We start from the raw sequence: 26,823 nt of genomic DNA, 5'->3' as shown, positions 1-26,823 counted from the left end.
CCGCGCCCTCGATGGTGGCGTAACCGGCCGGTCCCTGGCCCGCGACGCCCCGACCCGCTATGCGGCGTTGCACAATGGCGCCCGAACCTCTATTTTCGCCGGTTCTATCCTCCCGCAAGAGATATCCATGGCTCGCGTCACCGTCGAAGACTGCATCCAAAAAGTGCCGAACCGCTTCTCGCTGGTTCTGCTGTCGGCCCATCGCGCCCGCGCCATCTCGGCCGGCTCGCAGATCCTGGTCGACCGCGACAACGACAAGAATCCGGTCGTGGCGCTTCGCGAGATCGCCGACGACGTGGTGGACGGCGACGAGCTGAAGGAAAGCGTCATCGCCTCGCTGCAGCGCGTCGACGAGCGCTCGGAAGCCGAGGAAGAGGCCGAGACCCTGGCCCTGCTGGCCGACCCGACCCACATGCAGATGAGCGAGCTCGAGCTCGTTCGCGCCCTGCAGAGCGACCGCGACGGCGGTCAGGAGGAGCGGTACTGAGCCCCGAAGGCGCAGACCCTCTCACTGCTCCCGCGGCGGTCAAACCCGCCGCCGTAACCTTGGACGCCCAGCCGCCGTCCGCCATCGGCGCGGCGGCGAAGCGCCCCAAGTTCCTCCGCCAGTTCGAGCTGATCGAGAAGGTCCGCTCCTACGACCCCACCGCCGACGAGGCGCTGCTCAACCGCGCCTACGTCTACGCCATGCGCATGCACGGCGCGCAGAAGCGGGCGTCCGGCGACCCCTACTTCGCCCACCCCATCGAGGTGGCGGGCATCCTCACCGACTACCGCCTCGACACCGAGACCATCGTCACCGCCCTCCTGCATGACGTGATCGAGGACACCCCGGTCACCCGCAAGGAGATCGAGGAGCTGTTCGGCCCCGAGATCGGCGAGCTGGTCGAGGGCGTCACCAAGCTGTCCAAGCTGGAGCTCTCCTCCGAGCATCTCCGCCAGGCGGAGAACCTCCGGAAGTTCATCCTGGCGATCTCCAAGGACGTGCGCGTCCTGCTCGTGAAGCTGGCCGACCGGCTCCACAACATGCGCACGCTCCACTTCATCAAGAGCCCCGCCAAGCGGGAGCGGATCGCGCGCGAGACCCTCGACATCTACGCTCCGCTGGCCCGCTCCATCGGCGTCCACCGCATCTGCACCGAGCTGGAGGAGCTCGCCTTCGAGCACCTCAACCCGGTGGCCCGCGACGCCATCTACCGCCGGCTCGACGTGCTGCGCCACGAGCAGGGCGGGCGCCGTCGCCATGGTCAGCCAGGGAGGTCGCCTCGCGCCTCGACACGGGCGGCATCCCGGCCCGCGTCTTCGGCCGCGAGAAGCACCCCTATTCGATCTGGCGGAAGCTCCAGAGGAAGTCGATCGGCTTCTCCCAGCTCTCCGACATCTATGCCTTCCGGGTGATCGTCGACACCGAGGAGGACTGCTATCGGGCCCTCGGCGTCATCCACCGCGCCTGGCCGTCGGTGCCCGAGCGGTTCAAGGACTTCATCTCCACGCCGAAGCGGAACAACTACCGCTCGCTCCACACCACCGTCGTCGGCCCCAAGGGCATGCGCATCGAGATGCAGATCCGCACCGAGGCCATGGACCGGGTGGCGGAGGAGGGGGTCGCCGCCCACTGGCGCTACAAGGACCAGTCCTACGGCTTCGACGTCGAGGCCCAGAAGGAGGCCGGCGGCCGCGACCCGCTGGTCAACCTGCGCCACCTCGTCCAGGTCCTGGAGCACGGCGGCGACGCCGAGGAGCTCGTCGAGCACGCCAAGCTCGAGATGTTCCTCGACCAGGTGTTCGTCTTCACGCCCAAGGGCCAGCTGGTCAGCCTGCCGCGCGGGGCCATGCCGCTCGACTTCGCCTACGCCGTCCACACCGACATCGGCGACACCGCCATCGGCTGCAAGATCAACGGCGAGCTGAAGCCGCTCAGGACCGTGCTCTCCAACGGCGACGTGGTGGAGGTGATCCCGCGGCGGCAAGCCCGTGGTGCCGCCCGACTGGCGCTCGCTCACCGTCACCGGCCGGGCCCGCTCCGCCATCCGCCGGCACATCCGCCAGACGGAGAAGGAGGAGTTCATCCGCCTCGGCCGCGCCACCGTCGACCAGACCTTCGAGAGCGCCGGCAAGAGCCGCAAGGAAGTTTCCCTCCGGCCTGCCCTCGACCGCTTCGCCGTGGCCACAGAGGACGACCTCTTCGAAGCCGTCGGCCGCGGCCGGGTCTCGCCGCCCCAGGTGCTGGAGGCGGTCTTCCCGGGGCTCAAGGCCGTCGAGCGCGAGGCGGCGTCGGCCCGCCGGCGCATCGAGGACGGCAAGGCCGCCAAGCTCTACGTCCGCGGCGGCGGGCTCACCCCCGGCGTCTCGATCCACTTCGGCGAGTGCTGCTCCCCCGTGCCCGGCGACCGCATCGTCGGCATCTTGGAGAGCGACGGCCGGGGCCTGACGGTCCACACCATCGACTGCGAGCGGCTGGAGGCCTTCGAGGACCGCGAGGAGCTGTGGCGCGACCTGCAGTGGACGCCCGAGGCCGAGCGCAACTCCATCGCCCGCGCCCGGCTCACCGCCACCGTCCGCAATGCCCCGGGCGTGCTGGGCCAGGTCTGCACCATCATCGGCGAGGCCGGCGGCAACATCGTCGGCCTGAAGATGCACCACCGGCAGTCCGACTTCTACGACGTGGACTTCGACGTCGACGTCAACGACGCGAAACACCTGACCCACATCGCCGCCGCGCTCAGGGCGAACCCGTCCGTGGAAACCGTCGACCGGGTGAAGGGGTAGCCCAATTCCTCCCCCATCGGGAGAGTGGGACCCCGAAGGGGGTGGAGGGGGTCCGCCCCGACGGTTGGTCTGACCCCCTTTAGTCAGCTTCGCTGACAGCTCCCCCGAGAGGGGAGCAACTTGGCCGCCTGATCTTCCGCCCCGCGCCAAACCCGATTATCTCCGGTGACATGAACACCGAAGACGTCCTCTCCGAGTTCCGCGCCGCCGGCGCCCTGCGCGAAGGCCATTTCATCCTGGCGTCGGGCCGGCACTCGCCGATGTTCCTGCAGAAGAACCTGGTCTTCCAGTATCCCGACCGCACGGAACGGCTCTGCAAGGCGCTGGCCGAGAAGATCGTGGCGCAGTTCGGCAAGCCGGACGTCATCGTCGCCCCCGCGGTCGGCGCGATCATCCCGGGCTACGAGGTCGCCCGCGCGCTCGGCGTGCCCTCGATCTACGTGGAGCGCGAGGACGGCCGGTTCCGCCTGCGCCGGGCGTTCACGATCGCGCCGGGCGCCAAGGTTGTGGTCGTCGAGGACGTGATCACCACCGGCGGCTCCTTCAAGGAGGCGGTCGAGCCGATCGCCGAGGCCGGCGGGGAGGTGCTCTGCTGCGCCTGCATCGTCGACCGCTCCGGCGGCCGGGCCGAGGTGGGCTTCCCGCTGGTGGCCCTGGCCACCGTCGACGTGCCGTCCTACGCGCCGGATGAGATCCCGCCGGAACTCGCCGCCCTGCCGGCCGAGGAGCCGGGGTCGAAGAGGCTGAAGAAGTGACGGCCGCGGCCTCGCTCCTCCGCCTCGGCGTCAATATCGACCACGTCGCCACGGTCCGGAACGCGCGCGGCGAGAGCTATCCCGACCCCATGCGCGCCGCCGAGGTGGCGCTGGCGGCCGGCGCCGACGGCATCACCGCCCACCTGCGCGAGGACCGCCGCCACATCTCCGACGCCGACATCGACGCGCTCGCCGTCATCTGCCGCCGCCGCGGCCGCCCGCTGAACTTCGAGTGCGCCGTGACGCCCGAGATGGAGGCCATCGCGCTCGCCCACCTGCCGCACGCCGCCTGCCTGGTGCCGGAGCGGCGGGAGGAGGTCACCACCGAGGGCGGCCTCGACGTGGTCCGCGGCCACAACAAGATCGCCCCCGTCGTCGGCCGTCTCGCCGCCGCCGGCATCCGCGTCTCCTGCTTCATCGACGCCGACCCCGCCCAGGTGGCCGCCGCGAAGTCCGTGGGCGCCCAGGTGGTCGAGCTGCACACCGGCGCCTACTGCGAGGCCGTCCGCCATCGCGACCCCCGCGCGCCCGAGCTGCTGGAGGGCCTGAAGGCGGCGGCGCGCGAGGCCGCCGCCCTGGGCCTCGAGGTCCACGCCGGCCACGGCATCGACTACGAGACGGTGAAGCCCGTCGCCGCCATCCCCGAGCTGATGGAGCTCAACATCGGCCACTTCCTGATCGGCGAGGCGATCTTCATCGGCCTCGGCCCCGCCATCCAGCGGATGCGCACCCTGATGGACGAAGCCAGATCGGTGCTCGCGGCGTGATCCTCGGCCTGGGCTCCGACCTCTCCGACATCCGCCGCATCCAGGCCAGCCTGGACCGCTTCGGCGACCGCTTCCGCTTCCGGGTGTTCACCGAGCTGGAGCGCACACGCTCCGACCGGAAGGCCGACGCCGCCGCCAGCTACGCCAAGCGCTTCGCCGCCAAGGGGCCTGCGCCAAGGCGCTCGGGACCGGCATGCGCCGCGGCGTCTTCTGGCGCGACATGGGGGTCGTCAACATGCGGTCGGGCCAGCCCACCATGGCGCTCACCGGCGGGGCCCTGAAGCGGCTGGAGGAGATCACGCCCCCGGCATGAAGGCGGTGATCCACGTCTCGCTGACCGACGACCACCCCTACGCCCAGGCCTTCGTGATCATCGAGGCCCTGCCGGCCTAGCGCCATTATTGCGCAGCTTGCCAAGAAAGTGCCGGTTCGGGCGGCATGTCGTGCTAGCTTGGCGAATGACCCAGACACGTCCCGCACCCGCCCGCCGTCCCGGCAAGACGCCCGCAGAGCGTTTCCGCTACGAAATCGAGGCCGCCGTGGCCGAGGGCGTGAAGGCCGAGGACATGCGCCTGCATCTGACGCTCGGCGACGCCAGCAAGCTGCGGCGCGACAACGCCGTCGCCGTCACCGACATCAGCTTCACCGGCGGCGTGATGCGCTACCTGGGCGTCCCCCATCGAGCAGGGCGGCGTCACCGAGAGCACGCTCACGCTCCCGGACGGCTCCACGAAGTAGTCCGAGGTCCGCGGGCTACGCCGGCTCGCCCGACATCATCATCCGCCGCTTCCAGGCCGGCCACAGGGTGTTGAGCGCCAGGCCCGCGAGCACCAGGGCCGCGGCGCCGAGCTTCCAGGGCGTCATCGATTCGCCCAGCAGCAGGGTCGACGCCCCCATGCCGAACACCGGCACCAGCAGCGACAGCGGCGCGATGGTCGCCGCCGGATAGCGGGCCAGCAGCCACGCCCAGACGGTGTAGCCGAAGATGGTGTTGCCCACCGACTGCCAGAGCACGGCGGCCCAGGCGCCGGCGTCGGCGTTCGCGATGGCGTGGGTCACCGGCTGCCAGCCCTCGAAGATGAAGGCCAGCGCGAACAGCGGCGGCGCCGAGAAGATCGACGCCCAGACCACATAGGCCAGCATGTTCACCGGCCCGGCCTGGCGGGCCACCGTGTTGCCGCCGGCCCAGCCGAGCGCCGCGGCCAGCACCAGCGCGATGCCCAGCGGCTTGGCGTCCGACGTGGCGTGGATCATCAGCGACGCGAGCCCGATGGCGGCGAGGCCCAGCGCCGCATACTGGAACCGCTGGATCCGCTCGCCGGTCAGCATCATGGCGAAGCCGATGGTGAAGAACGCCTGGATCTGCACGACCAGCGAGGCCAGCCCGGGCGAGATCCACTGGGTCATGGCGATGTAGAGCAGGCCGAACTGGCCGACGCCGATCAGCACGCCATAGGCCGCCAGGTTTCGCCACGGCACGTCCGGCTTCTTCAGGAAGAAGATCGCCGGAATGACCGCGAAGGTGAACCTGAGCGCCGCGAAGGTCAGCGGCGGCAGGTCGTCCAGCCCCCAGCGGATCACCACGAAGTTGGTGCCCCAGACCGCCACCACCGCGAGCGCGAGCAGGACGTGGAGCGGCGGCACGGCGGTACGGGTCATCGCCGCGATATGGCCACAGCCCGGCTGTTTGTCACGCCTTGCGCCGGGCCGTGCGGCCCTGTCGTATGAGCAACCTTTCACGGGCGCTTCGGCGCGGCGTGGCTTAGAGGGGTAGGGCCGGCGTTTGGCCGGCGGCCTGGAGGGACATCGCTTGAGCAAGAAGGAAACGGCCAACGAGGCCTGGGAGGTCGCCAAGACCATCTTCTGGGCGCTGGTGATCGCCCTCGTGCTCCGGGTCTTCCTGCTCCAGCCCTACACCATCCCCTCGGCCTCCATGGAGCCGAACCTCTACGAGGGCGACTACATCGTCGTCACCAAGTGGAGCTACGGCTACTCGCGCCATTCCGCCCCGCTCAGCCCGCCGCTGTTCGAGGGCCGCATCCTCGGCCAGGCGCCGGAGCGCGGCGACGTCATCGTCTTCAAGACCCCCTTGGACAACCGCACCGACCTCATCAAGCGGCTGGTCGGCCTGCCGGGCGACCGCATCCAGATCCGCGACAGCGAGCTCTGGCTGAACGGCGTGAAGGTCCCCCGCGCGGCGGTGCCCCGCACCGGCAAGGAGGACCCGCGGTCCGACGGCGCCGACCTGTTCCGCGAGACCCTGCCGGGCGGCCGCAGCTATGTGATTCAGGACTACGGTCCGGGCCAGCCGCTCGACGACACCGAGGTCTTCGTGGTCCCCGAGGGCCACTACTTCATGATGGGCGACAACCGCGACAACTCCGCCGACAGCCGGGTTCCGGCGGCGGCCGGCGGCGTCGGCTTCCTGCCCGACGAGAACCTCGTCGGCCGGGCCCGCGTCGTGCTCATCTCCTGGAAGCCGGGCGCCTCGATCCTCAAGCCCTGGACCTGGCTCAACCTCAACCTCGACCGCGTCGTGAAGCCGCTCGGCTGAGACATTCCTCCCCATCGGGGGAGGTGGCGCGAAGCGCCGGAGGGGTCCGCTTGGACGGCTGGAATGACCCCCTCCGTCTCGCCGCTCCGCGGCGATCCACCTCCCCCGATGGGGAGGAATTGCGCGGGCGCTCGGCATCCCCCCGACCTTGCCCCCGGGGCGCCCAGCGCGTAACTGCACGCCGACGCCCGTTCCGCCGGGCCTATGCCAAGGACCACCATGAGCGAGAACGTGCAGGCCGCGCAGCCGGGGAAGTCCGGCGCCGTCAACGAGGTCGTGGAGATCATCAAGACGGTCGTCTATGCGCTGGCCATCGCGCTGTTCCTGCGCGTGCTGTTCTTCCAGCCCTTCACCATCCCGTCCGGGTCGATGGAGCCGAACCTCTATACCGGCGACTACATCATCGTCTCGAAGTTCTCCTACGGCTACTCGCGCCACTCGATCCCGTTCAGCCCGCCGCTGTTCGAGGGCCGCATCCTCGGCCGCCCCGCCGAGCGCGGCGACATCGTGGTGTTCAAGCTCCCGCGCGACGGCCACACCGACTATGTGAAGCGGGTCATCGGCGTGGCGGGCGACCGCATCCAGATGCGCGAGGGCCTGCTCTACCTGAACGGCGAGCAGGTGCGTCGCGAGCCCAGGGGCACCTTCCGCGAGGCCTCGGAATTCGGCGCCGGGCGCGACGTCACCCGCTACCAGGAGACCCTGCCGGGCGGCCGCACCTACATGACCAACGACTACGGCCCGCAGTTCGACCTCGACGACACCGCGGAGTTCACCGTGCCCGAAGGCCACTACTTCATGATGGGCGACAACCGCGACAACTCCGAGGACAGCCGGGCCCCGAACGGCGGCGTCGGCTACGTCCCGGCCGACAACCTCGTGGGCCGCGCCCAGATCATCCTGCTCTCCTGGAACCCGGAGGCGTCCATCCTGAAGCCCTGGACCTGGGTGCTCGAGGCCCGGCCCAGCCGCTTCGTCCACGTGCTGAAGTAGATGAACGCGCGCGCCGCCGCCGTCGCCGAGCTCGAGCACCGCATCGGCTACGTCTTCCGTGACCGCGATCTGCTGGAGCGGGCGTTGACCCACGCCAGTGTCGGCGACGGCGCCCGGTCCGTGCGCCACAACGAGCGTCTGGAGTTCCTGGGCGACCGGGTGCTCAACCTGTGCGCCGCGGAGCGGCTGATGGCCCTCGACGCGGACGCGCGGGAAGGGGAGATGAGCCGCCTGCTGGCCTCCCTCGTGAACTACCACGCCTGCGCGCGCCGCGAAACGCTGCGGCCTGCCGGAGGCGCTGCGCATGAGCGCCTCGGCCACCAAGGTCGGCGCCCGCAAGTCCGACGCCGTGCTGGGCGACGCCTGCGAGGCCCTGATCGCTGGCCTCTACATCGATGGCGGCCTCGACACCGCGCGCGCCTTCTTCCTGAAGTTCTGGGAGGAGGAGTTCGCCAAGCTCGACGAGCCGCGGTCCAAGGACCCCAAGACCCAGCTCCAGGAGTGGGCGCAGGGCCGCGGCCTGCCGCTGCCCGCCTACGAGATCGTGTCCCGCGAGGGGCAGACCACGCCCCCTGCTTCACGGTCGCCGTGGCCGTGGAGGGCTTTCCCCCTGAGCGGGGCGAGGGCCGCTCCCGCCAGGACGCCGAAAAGGCCGCCGCCCAGCAGATGCTGCTGAAGCGGGAAGGCCCCGAACCCCAGCTAGGTGACGAATGAGCCGCGCCGGATTTGCCGCCATCATCGGCGCCCCCAATGCGGGCAAGTCGACCCTGACCAACCGACTGGTGGGCGCGAAGGTCTCCATCGTCACCCAGAAGGTGCAGACCACCCGCTTCCCGGTGCGCGGCGTCGCCATGCACGGAGACGCCCAGATCGTGCTGGTCGACACCCCCGGGATCTTCCAGCCGCGCCGCCGGCTCGACCGGGCCATGGTCCGCGCCGCCTGGGGCGGGGCGGAGGACGCCGACGCCGTCGTGCACCTGGTGGATTCCGCCGCCGAGCTCGCCGCCGCGACGCCCGAGGGCAAGCCCGCCGACCGCCGCGCCGTCCAGGATGTCGAGTCGATCGTCGAGAGCCTGAAGGCGTCGGGCCGCAAGGTGATCCTGGCGCTCAACAAGATCGACGGCGTGCCGCGCGAGAACCTGCTGGCTCTGTCGCAAAGGCTTTTCGAAACAGGCGTCTACGACGAGGTCTTCATGATTTCGGCGGCCAACGGCTCCGGCGTCGACGACCTCAAGGCCCGGCTCGCCGCCCTGATGCCGGAGGGGCCCTGGCTCTATCCGGAGGACCAGACCGCCGACCTGCCGGCCCGCCTCCTGGCCGCCGAGATCACCCGCGAGAAGGTCTACCTCCGCGTCCACGAGGAGCTGCCCTATTCGGCGGCCGTGGAGACCACCAAGTTCGAGGAGCGCAAGGACGGCGGGGTCCGCATCGAACAGACCATCTATGTCGAGCGCGACAGCCAGCGGCCGATCGTGCTGGGCAAGGGCGGCCAGACGCTCAAGTGGATCGGCCAGAAGGCCCGCGAGGAGCTCACCGTCATCCTCGACCGCCCCGTCCACCTCTTCCTGCACGTCGCCGTCGACGAGCGCTGGGCCGACAAGCGCGCCTTCTACGGCGACATGGGGCTGGATTACGACGTCTAGCTCCGCCGCGAAGCGGCGATAGATCGACCACGGACCACACGGAAGGCACGGGATCGACTCCGTGTGGTCCGTGTATTCCGTGGTTCATCTGCTACATCGGCGTTGATGGAATTCGAGGACGACGCCTTCGTGCTCTCCGCCCGCGCCCACGGCGAGTCGGGCGCGATCGTCGAGCTGCTCACCGAGCATCACGGCAAGTGGGCGGCCCATGTGGCCGGCGGGTCGTCGCGCAAGATCAAGCCGTTCCTCCAGCCGGGCGCCCAGGTGATCGTCCGCTACCGCGCCCGGGTCTCCGATCAGCTTGGCTCCGCCAGCCTGGAGCCGGTGGGCGAGGGGCCCGCCGCCCTGTTCGACGATCGCCTGGCGCTGGCCGGCCTGCAGGCCGCCGCCGCCGTCGCCGCCGGCGCCCTGCCGGAGCGCGAGCCGCACCCGGGCCTATTACGCCTTCGAGGCCCTGGCCCGCGCGCTCGTCCACCCGGACATCTGGCCCGCCGTCTTCGTCCGCTTCGAGGCGGGTCTGCTCCAGGAGCTGGGCTTCGGCCTCGACCTGTCGAAGTGCGCCGCCACCGGCGCCGTCGACGACCTTCTCTACGTGAGCCCCAGGACTGGCCGCGCCGTCTCCCGCGACGCCGGCGAGCCCTACAAGGACCGGCTGCTGGCGCTCCCGGGCTTTCTGCTGGCCTCCCAGCGCGGCCTCGACCCCGGCGACGTGAAGGCCGGCCTCGACCTCACCGCCCACTTCCTGGAAGCCTTCATCTTCAACCCCCTGAACCGCCCGATCCCGCCCGCCCGCCTGTGGCTCGTCGACCGGCTGGAGGAGGCGGGACGGCTCTAGCGCGCGGGCGGCCGCTGGGCGGTCACGCCGGCCGCCCTGAACAGCGGATCGATCCGCGCCCGCCGGTCGGCCTCGAACACCGCATTGGCCCGCGCCTTCAGGCCCGCCGTCAGCGCCTCGCGCGCCGCCTCGGCCAGCGGAAACAGCGGCGGCTCGCCGGGGCCCAGCGGCGCCTCGCCCTTCGCCGCGTCGGGCAGCTTCTCGACCTCCGGGTCCGAGCAGGCGAAGAGGCCGGTGATCGAATGCACGCAGACCTGCCGCTGCACGAAGGCCTGCAGGCTCCAGCCGTAGGTCGGCGCCGCCTCTGGCTCGGCGGCGGGCCGCGTCACCGTCACCGCGCCGGTGACGAACACCGCCTGGCGGACCAGGGCCTGCTCCACCTGGCCACCCTTCACCAGCCGCCGGGGCAGGTCCACCGACGCCACCACCTCGGAGACCTCCTCCCGGCTCAGCACGACCACGGCCGGCGGCGGCTCGGGCGTGGTTTCCGGCGGCATCATTGGCGCGGCAGACGGAACCACAGGGGAATGCGGACTTCACCCCCCTCGGTCTTCACCCCGCTCCGGCTCTCGGGCGCCATGCGAAAGCGCGGCGCCAGCCCGAGCGCGGCTTGGCCGAAGCCTTCGTCGACGGGGTCTTCATGGACGACGCTGCAATCCTGCAGCCGGCCACCGGCGTCTACGCCGCAGAGGATGGTGATTTTTCCATCCAGGCCCTGCCGCATGGCCCCCCTCGGATAACGCTTCACGAAGTCTTCTCCCGTCGGCCGCTCAATCCAGACGGGATCCTTGATGAGGTTTCGCGTCGCCCCCGAGGCCCAGGCCGCGCCGGCGCAGAGCGCGGCCAGGGCGGCGACGATCGCGATCCCCTGGCGCTTGCGCGTGCGGCCGGGCAGGGGGACTTCAGCATGACGATCCGTTCCTTCAGGGGTGCGCGCCGCCCAGCCAGTGGCAGCCGATCGGCAGCGGCTGGGTGCCGAGCTGGGTCTTCAGCAAGAGCTCGCCGTAGAGCTTGCGGGCTCCCGGATGCCGGGCGATCACCGCGGCGTCGCAGGCGAGCTCCTGGTCGACGCGGAGCGCCCGGGCCCAGGTGGACCGCCGGGTTGAACCAGCAGAGGCACTGGGCCACGGCCACCAGCGCGTTCACCGCCCCGTCGCCGGTCGACAGGTGCGCCCGCTCGTGGGCCAGGATCACCGCCCGCTCCTCGGCGTCGAACCGCGCCTCGAAGTCGGACGGGGTGACGATCCTGGGCCGGATCGCGCCGACCACCGCCGGGCCGGCGTCGGCCCGCTCGGCCCGCCAGACCCCGTCGCCCAGCGCCGTCAGCCGGCCGAGCGACTCCACGAACCTGGCCTGCCGGAGCGCTGTCCAGGCCGCGACGCCGGCCGCCCCGGCCAGCCACAGCCAGAGCCACATCTGAAGGTCGCTCGCCCCCTTCGCCGCCGCCGGGATCGCCCGGCCGGCCGCCGCGCCCACGTCCGCCACGAAGGGCAGGGTCTCCGCCGCCGGCTGGGGCATCAGCGCCGCCAGTCCGGCCAGCAGCGGCAGCGACCAGAGCTCGTAGGCCACGCGCGCGCCGAACGCCCTGCGCACCGGCCTGCGCAGCAGGAACACCAGCCCCACCGCCAGCGCCGCCACCACATTGGCCCGCATCAGGCCCGCCAGGATCTCACCGGTCATCGCCCAGCTCCGCGATCAGCGCCTTCAGCTCCGCCACGTCCTGGGCGCTGAGCTTCTTGGTCTTCGAGAAATGGCTGACCAGCGGCGCGACCCGGCCGTCGAACAGCCGGTCCACCAGCCCCTGGCTCTCCGCCGCGACCCAGGCCTCGCGGCTGACGCGCGGCGCATAGAGGTAGCGGCGGCCGTCCCGGGCGGCCTCCACGGCCTTCTTCTTCAGCAGCCGGTTGATCAGGGTCTTCACCGTCGCCTCGGTCCAGCCCTGCGGCCCGGCCACCTCGGCGGCCACGTCCTCGGCGCTCCGCGGGCTGCGCTTCCACAGCGCCTCCATCACCACGCTCTCCGCGCCGCTGATCCGCATGGACGTTTACACCCGTAATCGTTCGGCTGACGATTACGCGCGTAATCGATGCTGTCAAGCGAACCCTGTTCCGCTACAAGCGCCGCCATGGCCCGCCTCGCGAACCAGACCCGGCAACAGCAACGTCACTCCGTGGCGGTGTTCGCGCGCGTCTGAGCCTCCCGACCGGCCCGACCCCGCAGACCCCGCTCCGGCGGGGTTTTTGCTGCCTGCGGCCCCGCCGAGCCCCCAATCCCAAGGAGCTCAAACCATGCCGCCCCACCACCGTCTCACCGACGCCGACATCGCCCGCATCGGCGAGGGCGTCCGCGACCTCACCCTGCCGAAGCCCGAGTGGACCCACGCGGCGCACTTCGCCGCCGCCGTCTGGGTGATCGATCACTCGGACCTGATCCCCGAGCGCGACATGCCGGGCCTCATCCGCGCCTACAACGAAGCCACCGGCGTCGCGAACACCGACGCGTCCGGCTACCACGAGACCATCACGCTGGCCTCGATCCGCGCGGCGCGGGCCTGGCTTGAGGCCCGGCCGACGCTCACTCGGGCCGAGGCCCTGGCGCAACTGCTCGCCGGACCCTACGGCCGCTCCGACTGGCTGCTCGCCCACTGGACGAAGCCCCGCCTGTTCAGCGTCGAGGCCCGCCGCGCCTGGGTCGAGCCGGACCTCGCGCCCCTGCCGTTCTGAAGGGGGAGGGGCTTAACGGCGCATCGCCCCTCGCGCCGCGCCACGCTATGGGTGAGGGCTCAGATTCAAAGTTGATTCCCCATGCCCCTCGACGTGCCCCCGCCCGAAGACGATGCGCCCGCCGCCCCGGACGATCCGCGGATCATCCACGAGCCGCTGACCGAAGCGCTCAGCCGCCGGTACCTCGCCTATGCGCTCAGCGTCATCACCGACCGGGCCCTGCCGGACGTGCGCGACGGCCTGAAGCCCGTGCAGCGGCGCGTGCTCTACGCCATGCGCGAGATGCGGCTGAACCCGGAGGCCGCCGCCCGCAAGTGCGCCAAGGTGGTCGGCGAGGTGATGGGCGGCTACCACCCGCACGGCGACCAGTCGATCTACGACACCCTGGTCCGCATGGCCCAGGAGTTCGCCCAGCGCTATCCGCTGGTCGACGGCCAGGGCAACTTCGGCAACATCGACGGCGATAACCCCGCCGCCATGCGCTACACCGAGGCCAAGCTGACCACGGCGGCCATGCTGCTCTTGGACGGCATCGACGAGGACGCCGTCGACTTCAAGCCGACCTACGACGGCGCCGACACCGAGCCCGTGGTCCTGCCCACCGGCTTCCCCAACCTGCTCGCCAACGGCACGACCGGCATCGCGGTCGGCATGGCCACCTCGATCCCGCCGCACAACGCCGGCGAGCTGATCGACGCCTGCCTGCTGCTGCTCGACCAGCCGGACGCCTCCACCGAGGCCCTGATGACCCACGTGGCCGGGCCGGACTTCCCGACCGGCGGCGTCATCGTCGAGCCCCGCCAGTCGCTGCACGACATCTACGAGACCGGCCGCGGCGGCGTCCGCGTCCGCGCGCTCTGGGAGAAGGAGGACCTCGGCAAGGGGACCTACCAGATCGTCGTCACCCAGATCCCCTACCAGGTGAAGAAGGCCGACCTGGTCGAACAGCTCGCCGGCCTGATCGAGACCAAGAAGGCCCCGCTGCTCGGCGACGTGCGCGACGAGAGCGCCGAGGACGTGCGCCTGGTGCTCGAGCCCAAGAGCCGCAACGTCGAGCCGGAGGTGCTCATGGAGAGCCTCTTCAAGCTCTCCGACCTCGAGACCCGCTTCAGCGTCAACCTGAACGTCCTCGACGCCCGCGGCACCCCCGGCGTCATGAGCCTGAAGCAGGCCCTGCAGGCCTTCCTCGACCACCGCCGCGAGGTGCTGGTCCGCCGGGCCCGCAACCGGCTGGCCAAGATCGAGGCCCGGCTGCACATCCTCGACGGCCTGCTGATCGCCTACCTCAACCTCGACGAGGTGATCCGCATCGTCCGCTTCGAGGACGAGCCCAAGCAGAAGCTCATCGAGGCCTTCGCGCTCACCGAGATCCAGGCCGAGGCGATCCTCAACACCCGGCTGCGCCAGCTCGCCCGCCTGGAGGAGATGGAGCTCCGCCGCGAGCACGCCGAGCTCTCCGAGGAGCGCGACGGCATCCAGGCCATGCTGGCCTCCGACAAGGCCCAGTGGAAACTGGTGGGGCAGGGGCTCAAGGACACCAAGGCCCAGCTCGGCAAGCTCAACGACCGCCGCTCGATCTTCGCCGACGCGCCCCAGGTCGACGCCGAGGCCGCCATGGAGGCGATGATCGTGCGCGAGCCGATCACCGTCATCCTCTCCGAGCGCGGCTGGATCCGCGCCGCCAAGGGCCGGGTCGAGGACCCCTCCGAGCTGAAGTTCAAGGAGGGCGACCGGCTGCAGTTCCTGGTCGAGGGCCAGACCACCGACAAGCTGCTGATCTTCGCCTCCGACGGCCGGTTCTTCACGCTGCCCTGCCACAACCTGCCGGGCGCCCGCGGCCACGGCGAGCCGCTCCGCCTGATGATCGACCTCGACGACAAGGTCGGCATCCTCGACGTCTTCACCCACCGCCCCGGCGGCAAGCGGGTCATCGCCAGCCGCGACGGCTACGGCTTCATCCTGCCGGAGGACGAGGCCATCGCCTTCCGCCGGGCCGGCAAGCAGGTGCTGAACGTCGCCGGCGGGGCCGGCAAGAACCAGGCCCAGGTCTCGCTCCCGCTCGGCGACGCCGACCACCTGGCCGTCGTCGGCGACAACGGCAAGATCCTCATCTTCCCGGCCAACGAGCTCCCCGAGATGCCCAGAGGCAAGGGCGTCAAGCTGCAGACCTACCGCGAAGGCGGGCTCAAGGACGCCCTCGTCTTCAAGGCCGACGACGGCGCCGCCTGGACCACCTCCGACGGCCGGACCCGCCAGTGGCCCGAGTGGCGGGAGTGGCTGGGCCGGAGAGCCGCGGCGGGCAAGCTGGCGCCGAAGGGCTTCCCGGCGACGAAGCGGTTCCGGCCGAAGGGGTAAATTCCTCCCCCGCAGGGGGAGGGGGACCGCGAAGCGGTGGAGGGGGACCGTTCGGACTCTCCGCCCCTGGGTGCGTCGGTCACACGGCGGGCGTGAGCGCTGACAAGCACACAGTGGCGCTCAGGATCTGACAGGCAGAGGGTTCGCAATTCCCGCAGTTGAATATAGCGATGGTGTCGAAAACTCAGTGTGCATCGATATCGAATTCATCGATATACGATCCCCCACCAATATTGGCGTAGTATATGCGAGAACAACGGCGATCTAGTGCCGTGGCTCCGCTCTGAAAAACATAGGCATTCCATTTTGATCTCGCCTGACCATCAACCGTTATAGTCTCACCTGCCATCCTGTGTAGGTTAGAAGATGTCGATCGACCTGCGGATATCTGAAGCAGACTATCTATGAGCTGCCTCTGATAACGAACTTCGTTCCCCATCCAATCGGCATTGCGAATTTTGTTCCAAAACTCGTCCGAATAGCGAAGGGGTCTAAGCGTGAAGGCGTTCCAGTTTGGATCAGATCTAGCGAGATCTGCCTTCCGAATTCGTAGTGCGGCCATGAGGTGCAGTTCGCGGGTAGCTCCATCGCTCGGATCAGGAAAGACTGCGGGAGTTTCCAGTGTTGAGAGTGCTGCGGTGGGCGAGATTTCAACGATCTGGTCGAAGAACCCCGACCCGACGCCGAAACTTTGGCGATCAGGGTGCGTAAGCAGGCAGGTCTCCCGTTCGTCGCCACACACGGCGCATAGCGCCAAGCCATCTGCGAAGGCAGCTGCGAGTTCATCCTCCTCATCGGTAGGATTAGGTGCCAATTTTGCCTGCGCTCCGGCCTCGCACAGAGCCTGAGGGCAGTACGTGAATCGCCTGATTAGTCCCGGAAGCACCTCGGATAAAAATTGTCTTACATAGTACTCCGGGATTGGGGGGTCATTCCGAAAAGGGTTGTAACTACATCCGATGGTTGGCCATCAACTGCTGGGCGATGTCAGATGAAAGTACGGTGCCCATTCCTCGGATGGAAAGATCGTAGACGGGATCTTCATCGTCTTGTAGGCCGGACTCCGTCAAAAATATGGTTGCGCCGTCGATTGTCAGCTTTGATGACGTCAGTAGTGCCGATAATTCTTCACGCGCATTCGCGCGAGATCGAAATGCGACCTCCAAGGACCCATCAAAGCTTTGATCGGCTTTAAAATTTCCGCGTCGCCGATATGAATAGTCAGCATCGTTAAGTATCTCCACCAATGCGCCTTGGGCGGTCCACGCCATCTCGACCGTGCGCTCTCGCACACGTCCTCTGACGACATCTGTCCAAGACCCCAGCCGCGTGAGCTCGCCGTTAAATAACAATGGCTGGGAGGGAGCATCACGAAGCAGTCGAGCGCGGCGAAACTCGGTGCTCTGGCGGAGAAGCAACATAGATTTCAGGATTGAACTCTTGCCGCTGCTGTTGGAGCCGCAGAGAAGAGTGAGTGGGGCGAGCTCAAGTGCTCCCGTGTCTTCAAAAGAACGGAAATTCTTGAGGCGATAAGTAAGGTCCAACTCCGTCTCCCAGCGCAAATCGCGCTCGCCATCCGAAAGCCAAGTCGGAGGCCAGCAGCATTGCTACCACAAGCTAAGCTGGACTCAACGGGCGTTCCACCTAGCGCCGGCGGCCAGTACTCGGTCTCGCTTGGATCCTGAACCTCGACGACTTTGCTTTGCGGATTTACCCCTCACAACCGCGCTGCCTCCGCCCTCTCCATGACCACCTCGCTCGCGTCCTTGTCCTCTTTCAACCCCGCAAAGCTCGCGTGGCAGATCATGCCGCTCGCCGTCCACGCCTGGAACTCGGCCTGGGCGACCATCTCAGGGCGGACCCGGTGGACCTCGGCGCTGTTGGAGGGGTCGCCCGGGTCGAAGGGGCTCTTCGGCGTCCCGCACCTCCACCCCCGTTCACCGCCGGTTCAAGGCCACGCGCCCACCCTCCGCCGCATGCCCGGAGCCCCCACCGACCTCCCCACCGCCCTGCGCCGGGTCCGCGCCGATCTCGCCGAGGCCTGCGGCCCACGGCCTTCCGTCCCCGCGCCGCGCCACACCCCGGCGCAGGTCGAGATCCTGACGCCCGGGGCCCGCGCGCCGCGCCGCCGCCGCGCCGCGCGTCGCCGCCCGGACGCGCCGGCCGATACGGCGGGCCAGCTCGTCTATGCCGTCGGCGACGTCCATGGCCGCTACGACCTGCTGCTCGAGCTCCTCGCCCGCCTCTCCGCCGACAGCGCCGGCCAGGCCGCCGGGCGGCAGCCGGTCCTGGTGCTGCTCGGGGACTACATCGACCGGGGCCCCGACAGCGCCCGGGTGCTGGAGGCGCTGGTCACGCTGGAGGCGCCGGAGACCCCGGAGACCGGGGGCGGCTGGCGGGTCGTGGCGCTGAAGGGCAACCACGAGCAGGCCCTGCTGCGGTTCCTGGACGCGCCGCAGGCGGGCGGGGCCTGGCTGCGGTTCGGCGGGGCGGCCACCCTGGCCGCCTATGGCGTGGCCCCGCCGGCGGCGGACGCTACGGCCGCCGAGCTCGTCCGGGCGCGCCGCGACCTGCTAGCCGCCATGCCGGCCAGCCACCTGCGCCGGCTGCAGACCCTGGACCTCATGGCCGTCGTCGGCGACTACGCCTTCGTGCACGCGGGCGTCGCGCCCGGCGTGGCGCTTGAGGACCAGCGCGAAGCCGACCTCCTGTGGATCCGCGAGGAGTTCCTGGAGGCCGAGCGGGGCGGGGCTGGGCGCGGCGGGCCAGGGCAGGCCGGGGCCGGGCCAAGCGGCGGCTTCACCCCCTCGGGCCACGTGATCGTCCACGGCCACACCTGGACCGGCCCGCGGGTGGCGCGCACCCCGCACCGCATCGGCCTCGACACCGGCGCCCATGAGACCGGCGTGCTGAGCGCCGTGCGCCTGGCCGGGACGGCGGTGGAGGTGCTGCAGGTCGGCGCCGTGCCGCTCCCCGAGCCGGCCTGCGATCCGCCGGCCGCGTCCGCCGCCGGCGCGCCCGCGGCCTGGCGCCCCGGTCGCCCGGCCGACCGACTTCACCCGCGGCCTGGGCTACGCCTGGGCGCGCGCGGCCCCGGCCCCGGCGGCGCCGCCGCCCGGTCTCACCCCCACCACTCGAACCGCGCCACCCGCCGGAACGCCGGCCCCTCGGCGGCGCCCTCGCACACGAGCCGCCAGCAGCTCTGGGGCGCCCACCAGCGCAGGCCGCCGACGGCCAGGTCCGGGGTGACCGGCCAGCGGCCGTTGCCGGCGGCGGCGGAGAACTCGAAGGTCGGGCCGACGCCCGGCCGCTGGCCCCAGGCGACGCCGACGCCGTAGAGCCGGCGGGGCAGGTCGTCCGGCGGGGCGGCCGGCAGGCCCTCGGCGGGCTCGCGCAGATAGGCCTCGGTCACCCAGGCCACCTCGGCGTCCGAGGGAAGCCCCAGCAGCGCCCGGGTCCGCGCCCGGGCCTCCGCCACCGAGATCTCCATCGCCGCCTCCGCGCCCGACCGCGCGGGCCGAGGCCCACGCCGAGGGTCGGAAGCCTGCGCGGGGGCAGGGGGCCGTGCGCGTGATGCGGATCACGGGGGCCGTTTCGGCGAACGCCGAAGTCGAAAAAGCTTGACTCCGGGCTTGCTATGTGTTCCTGTTTTGTTCATGGCCGACGACATGCCCATCGCGCAACCGGAGCCCGGCGAGGACCGCCACACGGTGATCCTGCGCGAGCTGGCGGGCATGACGCTCAGGCTCTGCCGCGACCTGCAGAACCGGGCCCTGGAGGCCGAGAGCAGCGACGAGGCGACCCGGCTCGCCATCGCCTTCCACCGGGTCAGCCGGGGGCTGCGCCAGACCCTGGCGCTGGAGCTCAAGCTGGTCCGCTACAAGGACGGGCTGCTGCGCGAGGCGGCCGACCGCGACGCCCTGGCGCGTGCGCGCCTCGAGGCCGAGCAGGCCCGGGCCTTGGCGCCGGGCGGCGCGGTCTGGAAGCGCAAGGAGGCGGTGGCCTCCCAGGTCGAGCGGCTGATCTTCGACGAATACGACCCCACCGACTGGGACGACGGCTCCGACGACGAGGAGACCGTGGCCTACCGCCGCCACCAGTCCGCCATCGAGCGCACCTTCGACCGGTTCAGCGACTGGCTGCAGGACGCCGCGGCGCGCCCCGACTTCACCACCGCCGACCTCGACGACCTGATCGTCGAGGGCTGCGAAGCCTGCGGCGTGGACCCCGCCCGGCTCTACGACTTCGGCGAGGGCCAAGGGGCGGCGGAATCCGAGGCGGAACCCCCGCCATCCGAACCCCCCAACTCCTCCTAACCCCCCTCCGCTCATCCCGGCGAAAGCCGGGATCCATGCTGAGTCCGCAGCCGCGCTGCGCGCGGAATGAACCACAGAAAACACAGAATGACACAGAAGGCGGGCCGCCGGATGGCTTTGCGCCTCGATCGTCGTTGCGCGCCTTCCAGGCGCGCGATTCAGCCCTCACCGACCTCCGTCGGCCAGGCCCCTTCTGTGTGTTTCTGTGTGTTTCTGTGGTTCCAAAAAAAAGGGAGGGCTCGCGCCCTCCCTCCCGTCTGATCGACAGATCCCGCGACGCTTACGAGGTCGGCGGGGTCTCGGCGGCCGGGTCGGCCGCAGCCTCGGCCTCGCGCTCGGCCTTCTTCGCCTTCTTGGCCTTCTTCTCGGCCTTGGCGTCGGCGGTCACGTCGGCGGAGGCGTCGGCCGCCTCGTCGGTGGCCGCGGCGCTGGCCGCCGTGTCGGCCGCGCCGGCGGCCGGAGCCGCCTCGGCCGTGGTCGACGCATCCGCGCCGGCGTCCGCCGCGGTCGGCGGGGTGGCGGTGGCCGGAGCCGCCGCCTCAGGGGCGGTCGCGCGCCCGGGTCGCTGGCCGGCGGAGTGGCGCCCGTGGTGTCGCCCGTGGCGGCGCCGGTCGTGCTGCTGGCCGCGGCGTCGCCCGCCGCGCCGGTGGTCGCCGAGGCGCCGGTCTGGGCCGAGGCGCCCGGGGCGCCGGCGCTCGCGCTCGCCGCCATCCGCAGGTGGTCGTTCACCTTGGCGGCGAAGGTGGTGTCGGTCTTCATCCGGTCGGCGATGGCGTTGTACTGGGCCACCGTGACGCCGGAGCCCTCGACGATCGCCTTCTGGTCGCCGCCCTTGTTGGCCTGCAGTTGCACGGTCGCCTTGGCGAAGTTCATCAGGTCGGCGTCGGTGAAGGTGGTGGCGGAGGCCGTCGCGGCCGGAGCCGGGGTCGCCGGCATGGCGGCGGCCGTTGTGGCAGGCGTCTGGGCCACGGCCGCGCCGCCGGCCATCAGGGCGGCGGCGGAAACGGCGGAGAGCAGGAACTTCATGGGCATCGGGGAGGTCTCCTCATCATCGGCCGCCTCGGGTCCCTCGACGCCAGGCGGCATAAGTTGCGGGCCGGACGGCTCGCCGAAGACTCATCCGAGCCACCCCCAACGGTCACGTCCATGCCCGGCAAGTAAACTGCCGCAATGTGGCGAATGTTCGCCGAACTGGATTTTAAGATTGAAATAGAGCCTGAGCGTCAGTTCTGGCGTGGCGCGGAGATCGACAACAAGACGGTGGCGGGAAAGTTCCCAGGGCCGAAAACTTATTGATGGGCGCGGGATTTCAACTTCGCGATGAGGTGCATCACGCCGACGATGATCCCGCCGACCACCAGCCCGACCGCCGCCGAGCCGAGGGCGAAGGCCAGCCAGCCGGCCGCCGCGCCGATCCCCGGCGCCTGCTCGGCCCAGTGCCGGAAGCCCTCGACCCAGACCGGAACCGGCGTCAGGTGGAAGTGCTCCAGCCCGTGCACCAGGATGCCGCCGCCGACCCACAGCATGGCCGCGGTGCCGATCTTGGAGAGCGCGCTCATCACCACCGGCATGGCCTTGACCAGGCCGCGCCCGAAGGCGGCGGCGGGCCGCGACGACCGCCCGGCAAGGTGGAGGCCGATGTCGTCCATCTTCACGATCAGGGCGACGACGCCATAGACCGCCACCGTGATCCCCAGGGCCACCAGGGCGAGCGCGCCGGCCTGCAGGGCGATCGAGTTGTCGGCCACCTCGGCCAGGGCGATGGCCATGATCTCGGCGGAGAGGATCAGGTCGGTGCGGATGGCGCCCTTGACCTTGACCGTCTCCAGCTCGGCCGAGCTCTGGGCCAATTCCAGGGGGGTGGTCGGAGGCCTCGTGGTGGTGGAACACCGCTTCCACGATCTTCTCCACCGCCTCGAACGCGAGGTAGCCGCCGCCGAGCATCAGCAGCGGCGTCACCAGCCACGGCGCGAAGGCCGAGAGCAGCAGGGCCCCGGGCAGCAGGATGAGGAACTTGTTGAGCAGGCTGCCCCGGGCGATCTTGGCGACGATCGGCAGCTCGCGGTCGGGCGTGAAGCCCATGGCGTAGCCCGGCGTCACCGCCGTGTCGTCGACCACCACGCCCACCGCCTTGGACCCGGCCTTGCCGGCGGCGGCGCCCACGTCGTCGAGGCTGGCGGCGGCGATCTTGGCGATGCCGGCGACGTCGTCGAGCAGGGCTACGAGGCCGGACGCCATGGATCGGATCTCCTTGAGGCCGGCGCCGGCGGCGCGCGGTCCCGCTTGGTTAGGGGGAAGGCCTGACCCCGTAAAGCCGGCCTTTGCGGAACCGCCCGCCGCGAGGCAGGTTGCGGACAGTGAAGGTTGGCGATGCGGAGTGAGGCGCGATGCGACCGTTTCTGGCGTGGGCGGCGGCGATGGTGCTGGGGCTGGCGGCGGCGGCGCCGGCCGGGGCCCAGTCGGCGCGGAAATCCCCGGCCCAGCAGCAGGCGGAGCTGCTGGAGCAGCTCGGCGGCGGCTACGAGGGTCCGGTCCAGGCCTACGTCGCCCGGGTCGGCGAGCGGGTGGCGGTCCAGGCGGGCCGTCGCGACTGCGTGTTCACGGTGGTCAACACCGATGTCGTGAACGCCTTCGCGGCGCCGCCCGGCTGCTATGTCTATGTGACGCGGGGGCTGCTCGCGATCATCAACAGCGAGGACGAGCTGGCCGCCGTCCTCGGCCACGAGGTGGGCCATGTGGCGGCGAACCACTCGGGCCGGCGCCAGACGAGCTCGATCTTCACGGGCCTCGGCGCCCTCGCCGTGGGCGTGCTGACCGGCTCCGACCTCGCCGCCCAGCTCGCCGGCCAGGTCGGGCAGGCGGCAGTGCTCAGCTACTCGCGGAACCAGGAGTTCGAGGCCGACAGCCTGGGCCTGCGCTACATCGCCGGCGCCGGCTACGCGCCCGACGCGCTCGCCGACCTGCTCCGCGCCCTGCAGGCCGACGACGCGCTCGAGGCGAGGCTCGCCGGCCGCGAGCCGACCAAGGCGGCGACCCCGGTCTGGAGCCGGACCCACCCCTGACCGGCGACCGCATCACCCGCGCCGTCGACCTGGCCCGCCGCTCGGGCCCGCCCGGCGCGCCGGAGCAGGTCGAGCCCTTCCTGGAGGCGGTGGACGGCCTCGTCTATGCCGACGACCCGTCCCAGGGCTTCGTGGACGGCCGCCGCTTCGCCCATCCCGGCATGGGCATCGCCTTCGAGGCGCCGGGCGGCTTCTCGCTGACCAACAGCCCGGAGGCGGTGAAGATCCAGGGGCCGCAGGGCTCCAACCTCGCCGCCGAGTTCTCCGGCGGCCGGCTGGGTCGCGGCGGCCTGGAGGACTACGCCTACGCCGTGCTCCGGCAGGCGGCGGGCCAGACCCCTGTCCAGGCCGGCCGGCCCGAGCGGACGCGGATCAACGGGGTGGAGGCCGTGATCCTGCGCGGCTATGCGCGGACCCGCTCCGGCGGCGTCGAGCTGACGGTGGCCGCCTACTCGCCCGGCGGCGATAGCGCCTACCACTTCCTGGCGCTGGCCCCGTCCGGCCGCGCCGCCGGCCTCGACCCGCTGATCGGCTCCTTCCGCCGGCTCTCGGCCGAGGAGGCGAGGGCGCTTCGCCCCCGGCGGATCGAGGTGGTCACCGTCGGTCCGCGCGACACCGCCGAGACCCTGGCCCAGCGCATGGCCTTCGAGGACCTGCGCCGCGAGCGGTTCGAGCTGATCAACGGCCTGGCCCCGGGCCAGCCTGTCCGTCCGGGCCAGCGCGTGAAGCTGGTGACCTACGGCCGCGCCGACCGTGCGTTGCGGCCGTGAAACGCAAGTGGGCTTGCGAAGCCGGTGCGTCCGCCTAAGCTTCGCTCAAACATCCGTTCGGGGGATAACGCCATGCTTCGCCACCACCGCCTCGCGGCGGCCATGACCGCCGTTGCGCTCGCGCTCGCGCCCGTTTCCGGCGCCTGGGCCCAGGCCAAGCGGGCCGCGCCGCCCGCCGCCGCCCTGACCGTCGCCGCGACGCCGGAATCGGTCGGCTTCGACAGCCAGCGCCTGGCGAAACTCGACGCCTACATGGCCAAGGTGGTGGCCGACGGCCGGGTGGCCGGCATGACCACCTTCCTCGCGCGGCACGGCAAGGTGGTTAGCTACAAGACCTACGGCAAGAAGAGTCTCGCCACCGGCGAGCCGATGACCAAGGACACCATCTTCCGCATCTACTCCATGACCAAGCCGATCACCGGCGTGGCCATGATGATCCTGTTCGAGGAGGGCAAGTGGCGCCTCGACGACCCGGTCACGAAGTACGTGCCGGAGTTCAAGAACCTGAAGGTCGTCTCCAAGGTCGACGGCAACGGCAAGATGACGCTGGAGGACATGCGCCGCCCGCCGACCATGCGCGAGGTGATGAGCCATACCGCCGGCTTCGGCTACGGCCTGCAGGACGACCATCCCGTGGACAAGCTCTATCGGGAGAAGGGGGTGCTGGGCGCCGCCGGCCTGCAGGAGATGATCAACCGCACCGCCGAGATCCCGCTGATGTATCAGCCGGGCGCCGGCTGGTACTACTCCAGCGCCGTCGACATCCAGGGCTACATCGTCGAGAAGCTCTCCGGCCAGTCGCTCGGCCAGTTCATGCAGCAGCGGATCTTCGCGCCGCTGAAGATGCACGACACCGCCTTCTTCGTGCCGCCCGCCAAGGCCAGCCGCCTGGCCGCGGTCTACATGGGCAACCGCGAGACCGGCAGGATCGAGGAGGCGAAGCGCATCTTCGACAACGACATGCCGACCTACCTGACCCCGCCGGCCATGGAGTCGGGCGGCGGCGGCCTCGTCGGCACGACCATGGACTACGCCCGCTTCGCCCAGATGATCGCCAACAAGGGCCAGCTCGACGGCGTTCGCATCCTCTCGCCGGCGTCGGTGGAGATGATGGGCACCAACATGATCCCGAAGGACGTGCTGGTCAGCTCCAACGGCACGACCGCCAGCCGCTTCAACGAGGCCGTCGGCTTCGGCCTCGACTTCATGGTGGTCAACGATCCGCGGGTCGCCGGTAGCCTCGAAGGGAAGGGCTCCATGAGCTGGGGCGGCGCGGCAGGCACCTGGTTCTGGGTCGATCCCACCAACGACCTGATCTTCGTCGGCATGATCCAGCGCCTCGGCGGCACCGGCGGCGACGACCTCGGCTCGGCGGCGCGGACGCTCACCTACCAGGCGCTGATCCACCCGGAGAAGTGATCTCTCGCTGGGCGCATGCTTGACATCAGGGGGTCATCATGCGCCCTTCCGCGGCTCGTAAATCACCCGATTTCCCCTGAGCTATGCACGCCTACCGCACCCACACCTGCGGCGCGCTTCGCGCCGCCGATGAAGGCAAGACCGTCCGCCTGTCCGGCTGGATCCATCGCAAGCGCGACCACGGCGGCCTGATCTTCATCGACCTGCGCGACCATTACGGCCTGACCCAGCTCGTGCTGGCGCCGTCGACGCCGGGCTTCGACCTGGTCGAGCACCTGCGCGCCGAGAGCGTGATCCGCGTCGACGGCGAAGTGGTGAAGCGTTCGGCCGAGACCGTGAATCCGAACCTGCCGACCGGCGAGGTCGAGGTGAAGGTCGGCGGCGTGTCGGTGCTGTCGGAATCGGCCGAGCTGCCGCTGCCGGTGTTCGGGGAGCCTGAGTATCCGGAGGATATCCGGCTCAAGAACCGCTTCCTCGACTTGCGCCGCGAGACGCTCCACAGGAACATCGTCCTGCGTTCGAAGGTCATCCACTCGATCCGCAACCGCATGATCGGGCAGGGTTTCCTGGAGTACCAGACGCCGATCCTGACCGCCTCGTCGCCGGAAGGCGCGCGCGACTTCCTGGTGCCGTCGCGCCTGCATCCGTCGAAGTTCTACGCGCTCCCGCAGGCGCCGCAGCAGTTCAAGCAGCTGCTGATGGTCGCGGGCTTCGACCGCTACTTCCAGATCGCGCCCTGCTTCCGCGACGAGGACCTGCGCGCCGACCGCTCGCTCGAGTTCTACCAGCTCGACGTGGAGATGAGCTTCGTCACGCAGGAGGACGTCTTCGCGGCCATCGAGCCTGTGATGCACGGCGTCTTCGAGGAGTTCGCCAACGGCAAGGCGGTGACCCCTTATCCGTTCCCGCGCATCCCGTACCGGGAGGCCATCCAGAAGTACGGCTCCGACAAGCCGGACATGCGCAACCCGCTGGTGATGCAGGACGTCTCGGACCACTTCCGCGGCGGTGGCTTCGGGCTCTTCGCGCGCATCCTGGAAGAGGCCAAGAACGCGGTGTGGGCGATCCCTGCGCCGAAGGGCGGCAGCCGCGCGTTCTGCGACCGGATGAACAGCTGGGCGCAGGGCGAGGGCCAGCCGGGCCTGGGCTACATCTTCTGGTCCGAGGACCAGGGCGGCTGGGGCGGCCCGATCGCCAAGAACCTCGGCCCGGAGAAGACCGAGGCCGTCATGGGCCAGCTCGGCATGGGCCAAGGCGATGCGGCCTTCTTCGTCGCGGGCGACCCGAAGGTCTTCTACAAGTTCGCCGGCTCTGCCCGGACCAAGGTCGGCCAGGACCTGAACCTGATCGCCGAGGACCGGTTCGAGTTCGTCTGGATCGTCGACTTCCCGATGTTCGAGTGGAACGAGGAGGAGAAGCGCGTCGACTTCTCGCACAACCCGTTCTCCATGCCGCAGGGCGAGCTCGAGGCGCTGAACACCAAGGACCCCTTGGACATCCTCGCCTACCAGTACGACATCGTCTGCAACGGCTATGAGCTGTGCTCGGGCGCGATCCGGAACCACCTGCCGGAGATCATGGTCCGCGCCTTCGAGATCGCGGGCTACGGCCCGAACGTGGTCGAGGAGCAGTTCGGCGGCATGCTGAACGCCTTCCGCCACGGCGCGCCGCCGCACGGCGGCCTGGCGCCCGGCATCGACCGGATCGTCATGCTGCTGGCCGGCGAGACCGCGATCCGCGAGGTCATCGCTTTCCCGCTGAACCAGCAGGGGCAGGACCTGTTGATGAACGCCCCGTCCGAGGTGGCCGAGAAGCAGCTCAAGGAGCTGCACATCCGGCTGGCCCCGCCCATCAAGGCCTGA

General features: G+C 70.3%; 22 protein-coding genes and 7 pseudogenes. 19 read left to right on the top strand and 10 right to left on the bottom strand.

From position 1 onward, the window contains the following. Positions 1 to 127: 127 nt before the first annotated feature. The 6 genes and pseudogenes from rpoZ (at position 128) to LRS04_RS22160 (ending at position 5,103) form a co-directional block, all read left to right on the top strand. Entirely contained in the window at positions 128 to 487 is a 360-nt protein-coding gene (gene rpoZ, locus LRS04_RS22185) for a DNA-directed RNA polymerase subunit omega (protein ID WP_257819223.1), read from the top strand. Then, positions 484 to 2,769 (top strand): annotated as a pseudogene (locus LRS04_RS22180) (bifunctional (p)ppGpp synthetase/guanosine-3',5'-bis(diphosphate) 3'-pyrophosphohydrolase). Before rpoZ ends, LRS04_RS22180 begins: the two are co-directional and overlap by 4 nt. Before the next feature lie 170 nt (positions 2,770 to 2,939). Continuing rightward, positions 2,940 to 3,524 (top strand): orotate phosphoribosyltransferase, encoded by a 585-nt coding sequence (gene pyrE / locus LRS04_RS22175; RefSeq protein WP_257818241.1) that lies wholly within the window; start codon positions 2,940 to 2,942, stop codon positions 3,522 to 3,524. After that, complete coding sequence (locus LRS04_RS22170) at positions 3,521 to 4,291, top strand: pyridoxine 5'-phosphate synthase (RefSeq protein WP_257818240.1); 771 nt, start codon at positions 3,521 to 3,523, stop codon at positions 4,289 to 4,291. Before pyrE ends, LRS04_RS22170 begins: the two co-directional genes overlap by 4 nt. After that, positions 4,288 to 4,684, top strand: a pseudogene (acpS, locus tag LRS04_RS22165) (holo-ACP synthase). The gene LRS04_RS22170 and the pseudogene acpS overlap by 4 nt, the downstream one beginning before the upstream one ends. Before the next feature lie 65 nt (positions 4,685 to 4,749). Beyond that, on the top strand, positions 4,750 to 5,103 hold the full coding sequence (locus tag LRS04_RS22160) for a hypothetical protein (protein ID WP_257818239.1): 354 nt from the start codon (positions 4,750 to 4,752) through the stop codon (positions 5,101 to 5,103). Here the strand turns inward: LRS04_RS22160 and LRS04_RS22155 are convergent. Then, positions 5,045 to 5,950, bottom strand: coding sequence for an EamA family transporter (locus LRS04_RS22155; protein WP_257818238.1), 906 nt, complete (start codon positions 5,948 to 5,950; stop codon positions 5,045 to 5,047). The two genes, LRS04_RS22160 and LRS04_RS22155, sit on opposite strands and share 59 nt — an antisense overlap. Before the next feature lie 151 nt (positions 5,951 to 6,101). Here LRS04_RS22155 and lepB (LRS04_RS22150) point away from each other — a divergent pair, with 151 nt between their 5' ends. The 5 genes and pseudogenes from lepB (LRS04_RS22150) to recO all read left to right on the top strand — a co-directional run bounded on the left by lepB (LRS04_RS22150) (position 6,102) and on the right by recO (position 10,316). Beyond that, positions 6,102 to 6,845 carry a signal peptidase I gene (gene lepB, locus LRS04_RS22150; RefSeq protein WP_257818237.1) on the top strand — a complete coding sequence of 248 codons (744 nt, stop codon included), beginning with the start codon at positions 6,102 to 6,104 and terminating at the stop codon, positions 6,843 to 6,845. 219 nt (positions 6,846 to 7,064) lie between these two features. Beyond that, complete coding sequence (gene lepB, locus LRS04_RS22145; RefSeq protein WP_257818236.1) at positions 7,065 to 7,838, top strand: signal peptidase I; 774 nt, start codon at positions 7,065 to 7,067, stop codon at positions 7,836 to 7,838. Then, positions 7,839 to 8,552: pseudogene (gene rnc, locus LRS04_RS22140) on the top strand (ribonuclease III). Beyond that, the gene (gene era / locus LRS04_RS22135) at positions 8,549 to 9,481 is read left to right on the top strand and encodes a GTPase Era (protein ID WP_257818235.1); all 933 of its coding nucleotides are present in this window, start codon (positions 8,549 to 8,551) and stop codon (positions 9,479 to 9,481) included. The pseudogene rnc and the gene era overlap by 4 nt, the downstream one beginning before the upstream one ends. Before the next feature lie 105 nt (positions 9,482 to 9,586). Continuing rightward, positions 9,587 to 10,316 (top strand): annotated as a pseudogene (recO, locus tag LRS04_RS22130) (DNA repair protein RecO). On the opposite strand, the gene LRS04_RS22125 reads toward recO, so the two are convergent. The 4 genes and pseudogenes from LRS04_RS22125 to LRS04_RS22110 all read right to left on the bottom strand — a co-directional run bounded on the left by LRS04_RS22125 (position 10,313) and on the right by LRS04_RS22110 (position 12,354). Beyond that, entirely contained in the window at positions 10,313 to 10,813 is a 501-nt protein-coding gene (locus LRS04_RS22125) for a hypothetical protein (protein ID WP_257818234.1), read from the bottom strand. The pseudogene recO and the gene LRS04_RS22125 sit on opposite strands and share 4 nt — an antisense overlap. Further along, positions 10,813 to 11,064: an energy transducer TonB gene (locus LRS04_RS22120; RefSeq protein WP_257818233.1), complete on the bottom strand. Its 252-nt coding sequence runs from the start codon at positions 11,062 to 11,064 to the stop codon at positions 10,813 to 10,815. The genes LRS04_RS22125 and LRS04_RS22120 overlap by 1 nt, the downstream gene beginning before the upstream one ends. 175 nt (positions 11,065 to 11,239) lie before the next feature. Further along, positions 11,240 to 11,969 (bottom strand): annotated as a pseudogene (locus LRS04_RS22115) (M56 family metallopeptidase). Positions 11,970 to 11,985: 16 nt separating this feature from the next. Further along, positions 11,986 to 12,354: a BlaI/MecI/CopY family transcriptional regulator gene (locus tag LRS04_RS22110; protein WP_257818231.1), complete on the bottom strand. Its 369-nt coding sequence runs from the start codon at positions 12,352 to 12,354 to the stop codon at positions 11,986 to 11,988. Between the two features lie 250 nt (positions 12,355 to 12,604). Here LRS04_RS22110 and LRS04_RS22105 point away from each other — a divergent pair, with 250 nt between their 5' ends. Beyond that, entirely contained in the window at positions 12,605 to 13,039 is a 435-nt protein-coding gene (locus tag LRS04_RS22105; RefSeq protein ID WP_257818230.1) for a hypothetical protein, read from the top strand. An 81-nt stretch (positions 13,040 to 13,120) separates the two neighbouring features. Then, the gene (gene parC / locus LRS04_RS22100; RefSeq protein ID WP_257818229.1) at positions 13,121 to 15,394 is read left to right on the top strand and encodes a DNA topoisomerase IV subunit A; all 2,274 of its coding nucleotides are present in this window, start codon (positions 13,121 to 13,123) and stop codon (positions 15,392 to 15,394) included. A 950-nt stretch (positions 15,395 to 16,344) separates the two neighbouring features. Here the strand turns inward: parC and LRS04_RS22095 are convergent. Beyond that, a complete protein-coding gene (locus LRS04_RS22095) occupies positions 16,345 to 16,938 on the bottom strand; it encodes an ATP-binding protein (RefSeq protein ID WP_257818228.1) in 594 nt (197 codons plus the stop codon). A 173-nt stretch (positions 16,939 to 17,111) separates the two neighbouring features. Beyond that, positions 17,112 to 17,252: pseudogene (locus LRS04_RS28430) on the bottom strand (hypothetical protein); the annotation flags it as partial. Here LRS04_RS28430 and LRS04_RS22090 point away from each other — a divergent pair. Together LRS04_RS22090 and LRS04_RS22085 are read left to right on the top strand one after the other, a co-directional pair. Beyond that, entirely contained in the window at positions 17,200 to 18,732 is a 1,533-nt protein-coding gene (locus LRS04_RS22090) for a metallophosphoesterase (RefSeq protein WP_257818227.1), read from the top strand. The pseudogene LRS04_RS28430 and the gene LRS04_RS22090 sit on opposite strands and share 53 nt — an antisense overlap. A gap of 330 nt (positions 18,733 to 19,062) precedes the next feature. Next, on the top strand, positions 19,063 to 19,710 hold the full coding sequence (locus LRS04_RS22085) for a hypothetical protein (RefSeq protein ID WP_257818226.1): 648 nt from the start codon (positions 19,063 to 19,065) through the stop codon (positions 19,708 to 19,710). A gap of 384 nt (positions 19,711 to 20,094) precedes the next feature. Here LRS04_RS22085 and LRS04_RS22080 read toward each other — a convergent pair whose 3' ends face one another. The 3 genes and pseudogenes from LRS04_RS22080 to LRS04_RS28420 form a co-directional block, all read right to left on the bottom strand. Then, the gene (locus LRS04_RS22080) at positions 20,095 to 20,742 is read right to left on the bottom strand and encodes a DUF4168 domain-containing protein (RefSeq protein ID WP_257818225.1); all 648 of its coding nucleotides are present in this window, start codon (positions 20,740 to 20,742) and stop codon (positions 20,095 to 20,097) included. Positions 20,743 to 20,999: 257 nt separating this feature from the next. Further along, on the bottom strand, positions 21,000 to 21,560 hold the full coding sequence (locus tag LRS04_RS28425; RefSeq protein ID WP_374576727.1) for a DUF808 family protein: 561 nt from the start codon (positions 21,558 to 21,560) through the stop codon (positions 21,000 to 21,002). A 79-nt stretch (positions 21,561 to 21,639) separates the two neighbouring features. After that, positions 21,640 to 21,948 (bottom strand): annotated as a pseudogene (locus tag LRS04_RS28420) (DUF808 family protein); the annotation flags it as partial. Between the two features lie 149 nt (positions 21,949 to 22,097). Between LRS04_RS28420 and LRS04_RS22070 the strand changes: the two are divergent. The 4 genes from LRS04_RS22070 to aspS all read left to right on the top strand — a co-directional run bounded on the left by LRS04_RS22070 (position 22,098) and on the right by aspS (position 26,823). Continuing rightward, positions 22,098 to 22,772 carry a M48 family metalloprotease gene (locus LRS04_RS22070; RefSeq protein ID WP_257818224.1) on the top strand — a complete coding sequence of 225 codons (675 nt, stop codon included), beginning with the start codon at positions 22,098 to 22,100 and terminating at the stop codon, positions 22,770 to 22,772. 89 nt (positions 22,773 to 22,861) lie between these two features. After that, complete coding sequence (locus LRS04_RS22065; protein ID WP_257818223.1) at positions 22,862 to 23,542, top strand: hypothetical protein; 681 nt, start codon at positions 22,862 to 22,864, stop codon at positions 23,540 to 23,542. A gap of 72 nt (positions 23,543 to 23,614) precedes the next feature. Further along, positions 23,615 to 24,961, top strand: coding sequence for a serine hydrolase (locus LRS04_RS22060; RefSeq protein WP_257818222.1), 1,347 nt, complete (start codon positions 23,615 to 23,617; stop codon positions 24,959 to 24,961). 83 nt (positions 24,962 to 25,044) lie between these two features. Beyond that, positions 25,045 to 26,823: an aspartate--tRNA ligase gene (aspS, locus tag LRS04_RS22055; RefSeq protein ID WP_257818221.1), complete on the top strand. Its 1,779-nt coding sequence runs from the start codon at positions 25,045 to 25,047 to the stop codon at positions 26,821 to 26,823.

It is taken from the genome of Phenylobacterium sp. J367 (genome assembly GCF_024699985.1).
Taxonomy (GTDB): Bacteria; Pseudomonadota; Alphaproteobacteria; order Caulobacterales; family Caulobacteraceae; genus Phenylobacterium.
The sequence above is the reverse complement of the archived record's forward strand: the minus strand, read 5'-3'. Positions and strand labels throughout refer to the sequence as shown.

Coding starts and splice junctions, on each gene's coding strand:
- rpoZ (WP_257819223.1), top strand. CDS start 128: ATGGCTCGCGTCACCGTCGAAGACTGCATCCAAAAAGTGCCGAACCGC.
- pyrE (WP_257818241.1), top strand. CDS start 2,940: ATGAACACCGAAGACGTCCTCTCCGAGTTCCGCGCCGCCGGCGCCCTG.
- LRS04_RS22160 (WP_257818239.1), top strand. CDS start 4,750: ATGACCCAGACACGTCCCGCACCCGCCCGCCGTCCCGGCAAGACGCCC.
- LRS04_RS22155 (WP_257818238.1), bottom strand. CDS start 5,950: ATGACCCGTACCGCCGTGCCGCCGCTCCACGTCCTGCTCGCGCTCGCG.
- lepB (WP_257818236.1), top strand. CDS start 7,065: ATGAGCGAGAACGTGCAGGCCGCGCAGCCGGGGAAGTCCGGCGCCGTC.
- era (WP_257818235.1), top strand. CDS start 8,549: ATGAGCCGCGCCGGATTTGCCGCCATCATCGGCGCCCCCAATGCGGGC.
- LRS04_RS22125 (WP_257818234.1), bottom strand. CDS start 10,813: ATGCCGCCGGAAACCACGCCCGAGCCGCCGCCGGCCGTGGTCGTGCTG.
- LRS04_RS22110 (WP_257818231.1), bottom strand. CDS start 12,354: ATGCGGATCAGCGGCGCGGAGAGCGTGGTGATGGAGGCGCTGTGGAAG.
- LRS04_RS22105 (WP_257818230.1), top strand. CDS start 12,605: ATGCCGCCCCACCACCGTCTCACCGACGCCGACATCGCCCGCATCGGC.
- parC (WP_257818229.1), top strand. CDS start 13,121: ATGCCCCTCGACGTGCCCCCGCCCGAAGACGATGCGCCCGCCGCCCCG.
- LRS04_RS22090 (WP_257818227.1), top strand. CDS start 17,200: ATGCCGCTCGCCGTCCACGCCTGGAACTCGGCCTGGGCGACCATCTCA.
- LRS04_RS22085 (WP_257818226.1), top strand. CDS start 19,063: ATGCCCATCGCGCAACCGGAGCCCGGCGAGGACCGCCACACGGTGATC.
- LRS04_RS22080 (WP_257818225.1), bottom strand. CDS start 20,742: ATGCCCATGAAGTTCCTGCTCTCCGCCGTTTCCGCCGCCGCCCTGATG.
- LRS04_RS22070 (WP_257818224.1), top strand. CDS start 22,098: ATGCGACCGTTTCTGGCGTGGGCGGCGGCGATGGTGCTGGGGCTGGCG.
- LRS04_RS22060 (WP_257818222.1), top strand. CDS start 23,615: ATGCTTCGCCACCACCGCCTCGCGGCGGCCATGACCGCCGTTGCGCTC.
- aspS (WP_257818221.1), top strand. CDS start 25,045: ATGCACGCCTACCGCACCCACACCTGCGGCGCGCTTCGCGCCGCCGAT.